The sequence below is a fragment of the Lactobacillus gallinarum genome, from assembly GCF_002160635.1.
In the GTDB taxonomy this organism is placed as follows: Bacteria; Bacillota; Bacilli; order Lactobacillales; family Lactobacillaceae; genus Lactobacillus; species Lactobacillus gallinarum.
In genome coordinates, this window is the sequence record NZ_NFKZ01000001.1 from 1 (window position 1) to 14,813 (window position 14,813).

The window sequence follows — 14,813 nt, forward strand, 5'->3', positions numbered from 1 at the left end:
GAATCTGTGCTATGCCTTATTTGTTGTACGAAAAAAGCACCAATTTAACCAATTAAATGTTAAATCAGTGCTTTAAAAGTCTAATATTAATTGTCAATGTCTTAACTTAATGACATTGGCTGAAATAGCTTAAACCTTTTCTTTATTATTGAGATATTGGGGCTCGAATCACATTGTCTTAACGCCTTGATATATCTGTATTTTTAAACCTAAAAAATAATATTGCTTAGAATATTGATTATTTACCCTCTAACAGACGCACAAGTTTGTTAGCTGTATCCTTTTTCTGGTCGTCTGTAACGTGGGTATAAATATTCATGGTCGTGTTAATATCCGCATGTCCTAAACGTGCTTTAACTTCATTCATTGATGCACCAGCTTCAAATAATAAAGAAGCGTGAGTATGCCTAAAGCCGTGAATCTTAATTCTTCTTAGTTTGTACTTCTTACAAATAGCCACATTCCATTGCCGTGGTTTTGACATTGAAAGATAACCATTATTAATAGTAGAAAAAAGTAAATTATCACTATTTAAGAAGTTATAGCCTAATTTAAGCATGGTCTTTTGTTGCATTAACCGCCACTCTTTCAAATATTCCATTGTGGCTGCATCCATATCTAAAGTTCTGAAACTATTTTCAGTTTTAGGCGTGTCTTCATACAATTCATTGTTTAAACCAACTGTTACATCTTTATTAATACTAATAGTATTATCTTTGAAATTAATATCTGACCATTTAAGCGCCAATGCCTCACCTTTACGCATTCCTGAATAAGCTAATAACCTAAAGAAAACAAAATACTTGAAGTTGTATTCTTTTGCATCCCTTAGAAAGATGTTTAATTCATCTTTAGAGTAAAAGTCGGTGAATGGTTTAGGCTTATTTTTAGCTTTAGGTGGGATAACCTTATTCATTGGATTCTTACTAATCAGTTCTAAATTATTGATGCCGTAGTTCAAAACATTATTCGTATAACGTATGAACCGCTTATAAGTCTTAGGCGCATCATTAAACCAAATATTTACGGCTTTCTGACAGTCTAAAACGGTTAATTTATCAATATACTTGTTACCTAATTGCTTTAGAATATGGTCGTCAAAATAGCGCGTAGTAGTAGCATATGTGCTAGTCTTAACGGTTTCACGATAAAGCTTAAGCCACATCTTATAAAGCTTATTAAAAGTAATATGTCCTTTGCTTTCTGGGATATACTCGCCTTTAACTACTTTAAGTTGATAGTTTAAATATGCCTCTTGTGCTTCTTGTTTTGATTTATAGCCTTGTTTTCTAATTTGAATTGAATGCCCTGTTGTTTCATCAACACCCACATATAAATTAAAACCATAACGCTTTTTCCCACTAGGCGTGGTGTATTCCTTAATATCATTATTCATGTTAATAACCTCTTTTAAGTAGTACGTGTGCAGGTAGACTAATCTTAAATGCTTAACATGAATTGAATATGTGGGGTCTGTATTTTACCGCCCCTCTGTGGGATGCAAGATAATCAACTAACAACTAATCAGAACGAACAAGGCTTTAGAATTGCGATGTCAGCATTAATTATTATTGTAATAATCTATTATCTGCTTCATAGTTGTAAAGTTTAAGAAGATAGTATATTCAAGTAATAACTTAATATCATCATCGTTGTATTTGTCTTTAGTGGTTAGCAGCCGCTTAATATTAGGATTATCAAATAAGAAATTAAAATTAGTTTTCCAAAAAGTTTTATCAATTTTGGAGGGCTTTTTTATTTTGGCTTGTTTTAAATAAGCATCGACTGTTTTATCAAAACCACCGCCCATTATTTGACCTGTTGGGTCTTTCCATTTTTCTTTGTAAGCATCATCCAACTGTTTATAGATGTAATCCTTTGAATAACCTGTATTCGGTTTGTCATCAATTCCTTGTAAATATGGAACTGTTACATCAAAGAAGTTTGCTAATGCTTGCCACGTTTCTATTTTTGGTTCACGCTTATTATTTTCATAAAAGCTAATTATTTGATTACTTATTCCAATTTTATTAGCTAGTTGTGCTTGACTTAATCCAACCTTTTTACGCAATTCTTTAATTCTATTCTGTGTCATTGTTTTTCACCTCTTTATTACATAATAGCAAATATTCCTACAAAAGTTTATTATTTTCTTTACTTTCCTACAAATGTAGAATATTATATTACTTGTAAACAAATGTAGGAAAAGGAGAAACACTATGACAGAATATTTTTCATTTAAAGAAGCTATGAAGTATTTAGGTGTTAAATCACACAAAACCCTAAATTATTACATTAAACAAGGTTTACCAGTAACTATTATTGGTAACTCTAAGCGCATTAGCAAAACCGCTATTGATGATTTCATGCAAGCCCACACAGCAGCAGTGCATCCCACTAAGGCGGTGGTAAACCATGACTAATTACAGTGCAGACGGTTCAAACGTGGTAAATCGTTGGTATAAGGACGGCTACCTCTATTGTGCATTTGTAGACGGTACGATTATGGAATATGGACGAAATAAGATTCCTGAAAGATATATAGAGGTTATGAGGGACGAACTAGCCCAAACCGTCTACGACTTGCAAGGTGGTAAATATGATTTTGACGACTTTGAACCCGAGGAGGCTTAAACCGTGAACGATGAAATTAAATTGCATCAAGCTTTATATGAAATGAACAGAATTGCAGAACAAATATTTGTTAGCTATGGATTATTGTCTAAGTTAATTGAAGATGTACCAGAAGATGACCCGTCCGACCCTATGAGTACTAAAAAGATGCTGCAGCATTTAACCAATGAACTTGCTGATTATTCAACCGACTTAACAGACAATGCTAAATCAATTAAGGAGCGTTAACAATGGAGTTCAAACTAGACGAAAACCAAGAAACAGAAATTAAAACCTATGTGCTTAACGTTGTGAGGGATGCAATCAAGCAAGCCACCACATCAAGCAAGCCTTACTTAAACCGTAAAGAAATTGCTAAATATTTTGGCGTTGCTGATTCCACGATTACATATTGGGCTTCTTTAGGGATGCCAGTGGCTAATATTGACGGTCGCAAACTCTATGGTAAAAAATCAATAACTCAATGGCTTAAAGATCATGAGATGCCGTCAATCAAGGCAAAATAAAAAATACCATCGCAATTCACGACGGTATTAATATGTGCAGGTAGATTAATCTTAAATGCTTAACGTTTGGAGGTAAAAACATGAACAAGGAATTAATACAGGAACTAAAGAAGTTAAACAAAAACCTTGAAGCAATTAATAATACATTAGATGAAATTGATACAGATCTTGATTTTATAGGAGGTCGAATTTAGAAAGGATTTTTTTATGATAACAAATATTAATAACATTCCAAAAGAATTAACAAAGTTAAAACAATGGTGCGTATTTAAAATTCAGCCTCCACGTAAAGAAGGACAGCATAAAGGGAAAATTCCTATTAATCCTATTACTGGCAAAGGCGCAAGCTCTAATGATTCTACTACATGGTGTAGTTTTGAAACAGCTTCAAACGCTTTAAAACAAAATAATAATTATGATGGCGTAGGTTTCTTCTTTAATAATGATTATATCGGAATTGATGTAGATGATATTCCTGAAGAAATTGAAAAATTTAAACATAATCCTACTAATCCTAACAACCTTATATATTGGTTGAATGGATTAATTGCACACAGTTATTTAGAAGTTTCGCAATCTGGTAAAGGTATTCATGCAATCGTAAAAGGAAAATACCCTTTTGATAATAACAGGCGTGGAAGCTATGAAATATACGGGAAAGAACGTTTTTTTGCTTTAACTGGTAACATTCTCAATACGCAAAAAGAAATTAAACTTATTAGTAAAAAGAATTTAAGAGAGCTGTATATGTCCACAGTTGGGAAGAATCAAAATAACACCCCTGTGGAAACAAGGAACAGCATCCCTAACAGTAATAATTTATCTATTGATGAAATCATTAATAAAATGCTTGCCAGTTCAAATGGTGTAAAAATCAAGCATTTAATGAATGGTGAATATGATTATAACTCTCAAAGTGAAGCAGATATAGCACTATGTGATTATCTTGCATTTTGGACTAATAAGGATTCTAAAAAGATGGATGCTATTTTTAGGCAATCTAAGTTAATGCGGGATAAATGGGATAAAAAACGAGGTGCCACTACCTATGGACAGCGAACCATAAATAAGGCAATTACAGACACCATAGAAACTTTTAACAGTTCTAGGGATACAACGGCTAAAAATGTCTATGGATTTAATCAAGAAAATACAACAATCAAACAGTTAAAAAATATTTTGCGTAACGAGGGACTAGAACAGCGCCAATTAATTAAGGAACAAAATGTTGCAGATGGACACCCCAAAAAAAAGGCTATTCTCAATTTTAGACGTGTTACCTCAATCCTAGAAAAATATATTCTGTGGGCTGTTGTTGGTAATAACCAAGATGAATGGCAAAAATCAGCATTATATTTTTATAATCCTGAATCTGGTATTTATGAAAAAAATAATTTATTAATTGAAGAATTGATTAATACCGTTGAACCACAGATAACAGAAAAAAATATTAAAGAAGTTAAATCCAAGCTAAGAATCGAAGGTAAAAGAAAATATTTAACTAATAATTCTAATTTATATGTTTTAGGCAATGGAATTTTTGATGCTCAAAAACACCAATTATTAAATTACTCACCTAAATATGTTTTTACATCTAAGATAGCTGTAAATTATAATCCTGATGCTCAAGAGCCCCGCTTTGATAATTGGAGTTTTAGTAAATGGATTAATGAAGATATTGCAGAAAATAAAGAAGACAAAATCAAACTTATCTGGCAAACATTTAAGGCTGTGGTTAACAGTAATTATAGCTATCATTCTGCTGTATTCTTACTTGATGCTAAACATGGTTCAGCAGGCAAAGGAACATTTGAACAACTATTAGAAAATATTGCAGGTGAAGGCAATTATGCTTCAATCAAGCTAAATGAATTTGAAAAAGATGCAATACTGGCAACCATTGTAAACAAGCCGTTGGTTATTGGCGATGATAACGACCCTAACAAGCCTATTGATTCAAGCGAGCGTTTTAAGAGTGCATCCACAGGGGATAGCATCCCTATTAATGATAAATATGAAAAAGCCTACTCTTACAAGCCCACATGTTTGATTGTTCAATCATTAAATGATTTACCAAAATTTAAAGACAATAGCGATGCTACCTATAGACGTATTCGGGTAATCAAATTTAATAAACATTATGCCGAAAATGCTAGCAACCGAAAAATCAAAGATGAATATATTTACAATAAGGATTTACTGGAATGGATTGTTAAAACAGCTATAGATGTAAAAATTGATGGTGTCATGGTTCACACAGAAGAAAGCAATGCAATTCTAAAAGAAAATAAGATCGACAGCGAACCATTTTTACAATTTGTAAATGATATTGTTATTCTTAATGAAAATGGTTATAGATTCCAAGATACTACTTACCAAGCTTATAGAACATGGTACAAGAACACAGGGCACAATATTTTTTGCCTTGAATCGTTTAGAGACTTCAATAAGAAAATGCGTGAACATGGATTTAAGCAAAGGAGAAGAATGAGAGGTAACCATAAATTACAAGTGTGGTTAAACATTCAATTAAATACTGATTCAATGAATTTAACATACATGGACGTAAAAGACACAAAAGACACAAAAGACACAAAGTATTAACAGGACACAAAGGAACTAAAAAGACACAAAAATAAATAGTTTGTGTCCATGCTCAAGCCTTGATATTACTGTATTTATTATACTTTGGACTTAAAAGACACAAAATATATATAATAGCGTAAGAAAAATAAAGTTACCCTACTAAATACTAATATATATAAAAAGATAAATAAAAAAGTCGTTTTTTGTGTCCAACTTGTCTAGCCTTACAGTCCCAACGGATTACAGCATTTTTTAAAAAATCCTGTGGACACACTAAAAAGTCCACTCTCAATATTTGAATTAAACAATCCGCCAAAATCCAAATTTGGATTCTGACCACCCCTACGCCAATAGAGGTGGTTAGCAATAAATATTAATTATTAGGTGTATTCCACATTCAAGGGATGCACCTATTTTGTTATCATTATGTTAAGAAGGCAGTGGCTAGCTAAAGATGAAATTGACATCATTGATCTTTTAAATACTTCTGAAGTATTTAGGGGCTTTTCAAAATTGAATTGATTAAAATTTATTTATGGAACTGACTAAAATAAATACTACAAACTACTACATTATTGTTTTGAACAAGAGCGGATTTACTCAATGTGGTCTGTGGTTAGCTAACTTTTGCTAACTTTTTGTAGTAATAAATATTGCAATTTATCAATCTAACAAGATCGAGCATTTAAGGGCTTTTTGATTGGGAGAAATTGGTAAAATTCAGGTTTTGTCAGGTTCTAAATGACGCAAAATGACGCAAAATAGCCCCTTTTTTACTTGTTAAGTATGCCACTTACTCAACTCTTTTAATACTTGATATAACAGCATTATTTCAATTAATTAAGTTCAGGTTTTTACAGGTTTGGGGCTTTTATGTCGCAACAGTCATCAACGAATCGGGATTTAAATTAGAAAGTTTCAATCGGGTTAAGAAAAGTTCAGTTTTCGGGGCTTTTTTCAAGTCAAGAAAATTGGTTTCATCCCTTGCAAGGCGTGGCTTTTAACCTTGTCTATTAAATTTCAAGCCTGAACCGTTTTTGCACTATTAAGTATAGTCATACTAAACCGCTAATAAAACCGCCCTAGCCCCTCTTAAAATCAATCTGGCAGCATACTAAAAGCACTAGTAAACCTAATTACTGGTGCTTATTTTTTTACTCAAATTCTAGCAGCGGATAGATCTTATTCTTAATCTGTTCCTGTTTAAATATTTCAGCAAACTTTTTTAATGCTTCATTTTTCCTATTCCTTCCCCAATCTCCACAGTGTTTATACGTATTTACTATGTCTTTTATAGTTACATGGTTAATACAATGTTCTACAATAATCGTTCTATAGGGATGCTGTGGCGTGTCTTCAAGTTGATTGATGGCAAACCATGTTACAGCTAGAACATTACAGTAATAGCCAATACGGCTTTTATCGTCTAAATTAATATCGGTGGGTATCTGGCTACCAGACAACAAATATAATTTAGGATAATCATTTTTAAAGAAATCTCTTACGCCTTTATTTTGCTTAATCATAATTAATATTCACCCTTGCCTTGATTCAATACCTTTTAGTTATATTTTGCCTAAAAAGAAAACCAACGCTTTTTATCGTTGGTTCATTGGTTATTAACATAAATATGATACATGCTTATTATATCATGGCTAAACATCTAAGATTAGCCCACCTACACACTAAAATAATTTCAATTAGACCAATTTTATATTTTTTGGTGCTAGTAAATGCCAGTAAAAATATTGCTTAGAATATTGTATTATTTTGCTTATTTTCACCTAATTTCAGAAAATCGCATAAAACAAAAATGCCTTAACACTGGGCTTTTAAAGCTTTCAGCATTAAGACATTTTCCTATTATTGAGATATTGGGGCTCGAACCCAAACATCCAGGAACCAGAATCCTGTGCCTTACCAATTTGGCTATATCTCAATTAATCACCCGTACGAGAATTGAACTCATAACTCCACCTTGAGAGGGTAGCGTCTTAACCATTTGACCAACGGGCGAGTCAACATTAATAATTATGCTTTTTTCTTCTATGCTTGTCAAGTCATTTTGTCTATAATAATTGAGTGGATGGTGAAAAATGATAGACTATAATAAAACACAACATTTAATTGAATCAATGGTCTTTGAAAGAGTTGTACCGGGCGTAAACTACACTTTCATTAAAGATAAACAAATCTTTACCTCAACGACAGGATTTGCTAGTATCTACCCTACCGTGACTCAACTTAGTCCATTTGCTGAATATGACTTGGCTAGTCTAACTAAAGTCTTAGCTACTGAAAATGTACTTTTAAAGCTTTATGATCAAGGCAAGCTTAATTTTACCGAGCCTTTAAAAGAGTTTGTCCCAGAATTTAAAGATTCGCGTATTCGTCTTTATCATCTTTTAACTCACACCAGTGGTATTCGCGGTTGGATTCCGCATCGTGATGAACTGGATCATGATGAATTACTAAAAGCAATTATCAATTTACCCGTAACTGACGAGTTTGAACATAAAATGCGCTATGCAGATACCAACTTCATTTTATTAGGCTTGGTTATCAAAAAGATTTTCAATCAACCTGTACAAGACGTTGCCACGCAAGAAGTATTCAGCCAAATGCCGCTGACTCACACCACATTTTCACCTAAAAAAGATGCTTGTGTACCAACTGCAATCGTTGATGGACAGGTCTTACAGGGCATCCCACATGATCCTAAGGCACGACAATTAGGTGCAGATTGCGGCTCCGCCGGACTTTTCTCAACCATGCAAGATTTAATCACCTTCAGTCAAGGTTATCTCGGACTAAAAAAAGAGATATTACCTTACAGTCAAAAAACTGTTAGCCTGCTTTTTGATAATAAAAATCCAGCTGGTGTAAAGCCTCGCTCTTGGGGCTGGGATCTACGCTTTGATCCTAAAAATCATTATCCAATCATTTTACACACCGGTTTTACCGGTACATTAATGATTTTGGATCGCGTTAAACGATCAGGCTTAATTTTATTAACCAATCGAATTCATCCTACAGGTCATAATACGGTTTTTCTTGCAATGCGAGAAAAAATTATCCGTAGCTTTTTAAAAGAAAATAACAAGATATAAGAAAAAAGGACGACTGTGTGTCAGCCGTCCTTTTTATCTCTCACTAAATTTCATCATTCATATACTATTATAACTTATTTTAAAGTAATTGTCTTACTTAATTATTATTTTCTGCTTTAAACATTTTCCAATCACTAAAGATAATAATTAAACTAATGATCACTGTAAAAATAAATGCTGCTTGACTTCCCTGAGCCGTTCCTAATGAATAAGTTATATTAGGCTTTTTTTGCCAGATAGATATAATCACAGCCAAGATAGTTGTTCCAACGGAGCCAGCTAATTGTTGACTAGTTTGATAAACAGCCGTAGCATCCGCACGCAATTCCCCTTTTTCTACCTTAAGCGATTCTGCTAAAGTATTGCTAAAGGACATTCTATGCCCTAACATCATGATGCCGTAAAAAATGACAATCATCAATACACTTAAATTCAAGCCAAAAATCATGAATAATAAGCACCCAAGCATCATAAAACTGCCACCTAAGTAAAGTGGCAATTTAGCGCCCTTTTTATCATACAAGCTGCCAAAATAAGGATTGAGTAAACCGGCGATAATACTACCGGGGAGTAATATCAATCCACCAATTAAAGAGTTTTGATGCCCAACAATTTGAACGTAATTTGGCAATACAAAACTGATACCAATATTATTAAACTGTAAAAGGAAATATGCCAAGGCACCCCACACAAAGGCCTTTTGTTTAAAAACAGCTAGATCAAGCAACTTCTTGGTTGATTTCTGAGATAATTTAACAAAAAACAAAATCAAAATAGTCGTTGCAATTAATAAAAGCCAAAATAGAGGATTGGTGATTCCCTTACTAATTTGATTAACGCCCACAGTTAACGTAATAAAAGCGCTGGCTAAAATTATAAACGCTAGCCAATCAAAATCGCTTTTAACTTGTTCATGATATTTGCCAATCACTAGAACACCTGCGATGAAAACAATCAAAGCAATGATAGTCGCAAAAATAAAAATCCAGCGCCAAGATAGATAAAAATTAGTAATTCCACCAAAAGCAGGACCTAAAGTTGGAGCCATAGCGACTACTAACCCAGCAATTCCCATATAAACGCCCCACTTGTCGCGTGGAATAATCTCGGTAACCAAATTAAACATTAACGGTGTACTAATTCCTGCACCTAATGCAGAGATTAAACGTCCTAAAAGCAAAATTGAAAAATTAGGCGCAAACGCACTAATTACGCTGCCGACCATAAAACCACCACAAGCTACTACAAATAGTTGTTTAGCAGTAAAGCGTTCATTTAAATACGATGAACAGATCATAATAATTGCAATGGTTAAAAGGTAGCCTGTAGTAGTCCATTGAACAGTATCTAGAGCTACATTAAATTGTTTCATCATCGTAGGGAAAGTTACATTTAAACTAGTTTCTGTCAAAATTCCCACGAATGACATAAACGCTGCCGATAAAACAGCTAAAATATTTTTAGTTTTTTCTTTCATACAGATCCCTAATTTAATCTTCCAAACAAAAAGAGTAGAAACCTCAAAAAAGTTTCTACTCTTTCTTTAATTAGCTAATGCTAACTATATTCAACCGCATACTATCAAATATGCTGAGTAAAATTAATTATTTAAGACGCTTAGTTAAGTCGTCGTGTAAGTTTTCGTAACCTGGCTTGTTAAGAAGACCAAACATGTTACGCTTGTATTCTTCAACACCTGGTTGGTTGAATGGGTTAATACCATTCAAGTAACCTGAAATAGCAATTGCTAATTCGAAGAAGTAGATCATGTAACCAAGAGTGTGTTCAGTTTGATCTGGAATGTTAACAGTCATAACTGGTACGCCACCGTCAGTGTGGGCTAAAACAACACCTTCGTAAGCACGATCGTTTACGTAGTTCAAGCTCTTGCCTTCCAAGAAGTTAAGTTGATCCAAGTTCTTTTCATCGCCAGGAATCTTAACATCGTGACGTGGTTTTTCAACACGGATAACAGTTTCAAATAAGTTACGAAGACCTTCTTGAATGTATTGACCAAGTGAGTGTAAGTCAGTAGTGAAGTTAGCACTTGATGGCCAAATACCCTTGTTGTCCTTACCTTCTGATTCACCCATCAATTGCTTGCACCATTCACCGAACATTCTAAGATTTGGTTCATAGTTTTCAACAATTTCAGTAGTGTAACCCTTGCGGTAAAGGATGTTACGAAGAGCAGCGTATTGGTATGGTGAGTTCTTGTGAACATCAGTATCAGTGTAATCTGCACGAGCATCTGCAGCACCCTTCATCAAAGCATCGATGTCAGCACCTGCAGCAGCAATTGGAAGTAAACCAACAGCAGTAAGAACACTGTAACGACCACCAATATCATCTGGAACTACGAATTCTTCGTAACCTTCTGCGTCAGCTTCAGTCTTCAAAGCACCCTTTTGACGGTCAGTAGTTGCGTAAATACGCTTAGCAGCTTCTTCCTTACCGTACTTCTTGATCAACTTATCCTTGAAGATTCTGAATGCTACTGATGGTTCAGTAGTAGTACCTGACTTAGAAATTACGTTAATACTAAAGTCCTTGTCGCCTACCCATTCAATCAAGTCGTAAAGGTATGAACCTGAAAGTGAGTTACCACAGAAAACAACAGTTGGCATGTCTGTCTTTTCCTTGCCGTAGAAGTTGCTGTTCAAAAATTCAATTGCAGCTTGAGCACCAAGGTATGAACCACCAATACCGATGCAGACCAAAACTTCTGAATCATTTTGGATCTTCTTGGCAGCCTTCTTGATACGAGCAAATTCGTCTTTGTCGTAATCTACTGGCAAGTCAAGCCAACCACGGAAATCATTGCCAGCACCAGTACCATCACGGAGTTCAGTGTTAGCAGCATTTACCATAGCTTGCATTTCGCCTAATTCATTTTCATGAACAAATGGCGTTAACTTACTACTATCAAAATTAATTAAACTCATAAATCTGCTTCCTAACTATTATAAAAATTTCACATCCTTATTTTAACAATCTTATTTATCGAATACCAGTATCATTTTACAAGCGCATACATAATTTTTTGAAAAAGAGATAAATCAAATAGCCTAAGATCGCACCACACGTATTAAAGAAGACATCATCAATGTCACTAACACCAGTTGATAATAAAAATTGCAATGTTTCAATGACAATTGAAAACAGCATCCCCATCAAAATAGTTTTAAAAAATGATTGCTTCTTTGAAAAAACAATTGGAAATAATATTCCAAACGGCACAAAACACATAATATTGCCCAGTGAATTGTAAAAGAAATCTAACCTGCTTGGCGCATAAACTAATTTCCACGTTTCCTTCATAAAAACTAAATTAACATCACTCAACGGCCTATTAAAATTAAACACAAGTTGCCATGGAAAATAAGTATCTCTGAACGTTGTCAACATTAAAATCAAAATTAGATAAAATGCAAAAATCCAAACACTAACTTCCGATTTAATTGATCGTCTTCTTCTAACAAAAAGAAGCCAGATCAACCGTAAAACCGCAAAAATAAGAAAGTAAAAGAAGGTTTTATCTAATGCTAAAAAAGTTAATTTAACTAATGCAAAATGATTAATACTAGTCGCATAACGTTCTGCTAAAAAATTATAAAGTGGGCCGAAAAACAGCATGCTTTGCCTCTTTCTAAATTATTCCTTCTAGATTATAACCATTTTTTCAAAAGGTAATTATTAAAAAATGCATAACTCTTGATAAATCGTTGTTTTAAGCAGAAGGAACCTTTAAAATTAAAAGATGTTAAAGGAGAAAAATATGAAAAAGAAAATTAGCAATTTTATTCAAACAAGAACTGGATTTTTGGTTCTTTTGGTATTTTGGTTTTGGATAAAATACATTTTTGCCGCTTATTTCGACTTTAATTTAGGTTTATCGGATCCTTACCAGCACGTTATCATGTGGCTCAGCCCGATTGGGACTGCTGTAATTTTGATTAGTATTGGCTTTTACATCCCTAAACCTATTATTTCCTATATCGCCATGTTAATCATGGATTTTGCAAATACTGCTTTGCTATTTGCAAACATTATCTACTACCGGCAATTTACTGATTTTTTAACCATTAAAACAATGACTAATGCTGGCAAGGTCTCCCAAGGCTTGGGTAAAAGTACTGTTGCTTTACTCCACCCTACCGACATCTTAATTTGGATTGACCTTATCATTATCATCATCCTTTTGGTTATTCATAAAATACGAATCGATCAAAAATCATACGGGCTGTCAACTCCCATCGCTATTACTTCAGTTGGAGCATTGATTACTACTTTGAACATCTTTCTGGCTGAGATTTCCCGTCCACGCCTTTTAAGAAATACCTTTGACCGTTCTTATGTAGTGAAATATTTGGGAATTGATACTTTTACTGCTTATGATGGTTTCAAGAGCGCACAAAACGTTCAGGTAACCAAAAATGCTAATGCTTCAGATCTAAATGAGATTTTGAATTTTACCAATAAGATTCATTCTGCTCCCTCATCCGCATATTTTGGCGTAGAGAAAAATAAAAACGTAATTGTCATTCACTTGGAAAGTTTTCAACAGTTTTTAATTAACCTTAAGGTTAATGGCAAAGAAGTGACACCGTTTTTAAATTCACTTTATCGAAATAAACATACTTTGAGTTTTGATAACTTTTATCATCAAGTTGGTTTAGGTAGAACTAGTGATGCTGAAAACATGTTAGAAACCAGTACATATGGGATTTCAGATGGATCATTATTCACTTCACTTGGTTCTGAGAATACGTTCCAGGCAGCTCCCCAAATTCTGCGTCAAGATGGGTATACTTCTGCTGTATTCCACGGGAATGTCGGTACTTTCTGGAATAGAAATGATGTCTATAAAAATATGGGCTATAACTATTTCTTTGATAAGAATTATTTCAGTACACAAAATAAAGACAATATTGGTTACGGTTTAAAAGATAAGCTGTTGTTTGCCGAGAGCATCAAGTACCTAGAACAAATGCAACAGCCATTTTATGCAAAATTCATTACTGTTACTAACCATATTCCATTTGATCTAGATAAAGATGATCGCGATCCTAACTTTAAGACCACTAAAACGAGCGATCAAACTATTAACAACTATTTTGAAACTGCTCATTACTTAGACGAAGCAGTTCATGAATTTTTCAACTATCTAAAAGCTTCTGGCCTCTATAAAAATAGTATGATAGTAATCTATGGTGATCACTATGGATTAAGTAATTCCGAAAATGAAACCTTAGCTCCAATTATTAATGAAAGTGCTGATACTTGGAACACATATAACAATGTGCAAATGCAAAAAGTTCCATTCATGATTCACGCTGATAATTTAAAAGGAAAAATCAGTCACGAAATTGCTGGCGAAATCGACGTTCTTCCAACCTTGCTTCACCTACTTGGAATCAGTAATAAGGGCTATGTTCAATTTGGTAGCGACATGCTTTCTCCTCATAGACAAGATTGGATCGTCTTTAGAAATGGTACTATTGTCAGCTCCAAATATATTATCGTTGGAGGCAAGGGAATAAAAGGAACAGTTTACAACCGAATTAACGGTAGACAAATTATTAATTTTAGCCCGCAGGAAAAGAAAGAAATTACCGCTTTAGCTAAAAAAGCTAAAGATTCTCTTCATTATTCTGATTTGCTTAATAATCATAATTTACTACGGTTTTACACTCCAACAGGTTTTGTACCGGTTGATCCAACTCAGTTTAATTACTCTACTAATTATCAAAAGATGATCTCAATCAGACAAGGCCTAGCAGATAGTTCTACTTCACTTTACAGTGAAAATCATAACCGTTCTACAACCAAGCTCTATAAGACTGATGCTTCTGAATTGCACAATCGTGAAAAAGATATTACTAAAGTGCCAGAAGAAGTACTTAAGAATCAATTAACCGAGCAAAATAAAAGTAGCACAGAAAAAAGTGATAAAAACTAAAGAAAATTAAAAGGC

Annotated in this window: 13 protein-coding genes and 2 tRNA genes; 7 read left to right on the top strand and 8 right to left on the bottom strand. The window is 33.8% G+C overall.

What is annotated here, in order from left to right; genetic code table 11:
* Positions 1–238: 238 nt before the first annotated feature.
* Complete coding sequence (locus B5E95_RS00005; protein WP_087235334.1) at positions 239–1,396, bottom strand: site-specific integrase; 1,158 nt, start codon at positions 1,394–1,396, stop codon at positions 239–241.
* Positions 1,397–1,561: 165 nt separating this feature from the next.
* Positions 1,562–2,095, bottom strand: a complete 534-nt coding sequence (locus B5E95_RS00010; protein WP_087235335.1) for a helix-turn-helix domain-containing protein — start codon at positions 2,093–2,095, stop codon at positions 1,562–1,564.
* Between the two features lie 124 nt (positions 2,096–2,219).
* On the opposite strand from B5E95_RS00010, the gene B5E95_RS00015 reads away from it, so the two are divergent.
* From B5E95_RS00015 to B5E95_RS00035, 5 genes are all read left to right on the top strand, one after another.
* The gene (locus B5E95_RS00015; protein WP_087235336.1) at positions 2,220–2,423 is read left to right on the top strand and encodes a helix-turn-helix domain-containing protein; all 204 of its coding nucleotides are present in this window, start codon (positions 2,220–2,222) and stop codon (positions 2,421–2,423) included.
* On the top strand, positions 2,416–2,634 hold the full coding sequence (locus B5E95_RS00020; protein WP_087235337.1) for a hypothetical protein: 219 nt from the start codon (positions 2,416–2,418) through the stop codon (positions 2,632–2,634). The genes B5E95_RS00015 and B5E95_RS00020 overlap by 8 nt, the downstream gene beginning before the upstream one ends.
* A gap of 3 nt (positions 2,635–2,637) precedes the next feature.
* On the top strand, positions 2,638–2,862 hold the full coding sequence (locus B5E95_RS00025; RefSeq protein ID WP_087235338.1) for a hypothetical protein: 225 nt from the start codon (positions 2,638–2,640) through the stop codon (positions 2,860–2,862).
* Between the two features lie 2 nt (positions 2,863–2,864).
* Complete coding sequence (locus B5E95_RS00030; RefSeq protein WP_162606854.1) at positions 2,865–3,140, top strand: terminase small subunit; 276 nt, start codon at positions 2,865–2,867, stop codon at positions 3,138–3,140.
* Between the two features lie 207 nt (positions 3,141–3,347).
* The gene (locus B5E95_RS00035; RefSeq protein ID WP_241146298.1) at positions 3,348–5,744 is read left to right on the top strand and encodes a phage/plasmid primase, P4 family; all 2,397 of its coding nucleotides are present in this window, start codon (positions 3,348–3,350) and stop codon (positions 5,742–5,744) included.
* 1,136 nt (positions 5,745–6,880) lie between these two features.
* On the opposite strand, the gene B5E95_RS00040 is transcribed toward B5E95_RS00035, so the two are convergent.
* The 3 genes from B5E95_RS00040 to B5E95_RS00050 all read right to left on the bottom strand — a co-directional run bounded on the left by B5E95_RS00040 (position 6,881) and on the right by B5E95_RS00050 (position 7,742).
* A complete protein-coding gene (locus tag B5E95_RS00040) occupies positions 6,881–7,252 on the bottom strand; it encodes a hypothetical protein (RefSeq protein WP_087235339.1) in 372 nt (123 codons plus the stop codon).
* A gap of 340 nt (positions 7,253–7,592) precedes the next feature.
* Positions 7,593–7,665 (bottom strand) — tRNA-Gln (locus B5E95_RS00045).
* A gap of 5 nt (positions 7,666–7,670) precedes the next feature.
* Positions 7,671–7,742 (bottom strand) — tRNA-Glu (locus tag B5E95_RS00050).
* Positions 7,743–7,822: 80 nt separating this feature from the next.
* Here B5E95_RS00050 and B5E95_RS00055 point away from each other — a divergent pair.
* The gene (locus B5E95_RS00055) at positions 7,823–8,836 is read left to right on the top strand and encodes a serine hydrolase domain-containing protein (protein ID WP_087175743.1); all 1,014 of its coding nucleotides are present in this window, start codon (positions 7,823–7,825) and stop codon (positions 8,834–8,836) included.
* Between the two features lie 97 nt (positions 8,837–8,933).
* Here the strand turns inward: B5E95_RS00055 and B5E95_RS00060 are convergent, their stop codons facing one another.
* The 3 genes from B5E95_RS00060 to B5E95_RS00070 form a co-directional block, all read right to left on the bottom strand.
* A complete protein-coding gene (locus tag B5E95_RS00060) occupies positions 8,934–10,313 on the bottom strand; it encodes an MFS transporter (protein WP_087235340.1) in 1,380 nt (459 codons plus the stop codon).
* Between the two features lie 127 nt (positions 10,314–10,440).
* On the bottom strand, positions 10,441–11,781 hold the full coding sequence (locus B5E95_RS00065) for a glucose-6-phosphate isomerase (protein ID WP_087235341.1): 1,341 nt from the start codon (positions 11,779–11,781) through the stop codon (positions 10,441–10,443).
* Positions 11,782–11,857: 76 nt separating this feature from the next.
* Positions 11,858–12,472, bottom strand: coding sequence for a VanZ family protein (locus B5E95_RS00070; protein WP_087235342.1), 615 nt, complete (start codon positions 12,470–12,472; stop codon positions 11,858–11,860).
* A 124-nt stretch (positions 12,473–12,596) separates the two neighbouring features.
* On the opposite strand from B5E95_RS00070, the gene B5E95_RS00075 reads away from it, so the two are divergent.
* Positions 12,597–14,798, top strand: a complete 2,202-nt coding sequence (locus B5E95_RS00075; protein WP_087235343.1) for an LTA synthase family protein — start codon at positions 12,597–12,599, stop codon at positions 14,796–14,798.
* The last annotated feature ends 15 nt before the right edge of the window (positions 14,799–14,813 follow it).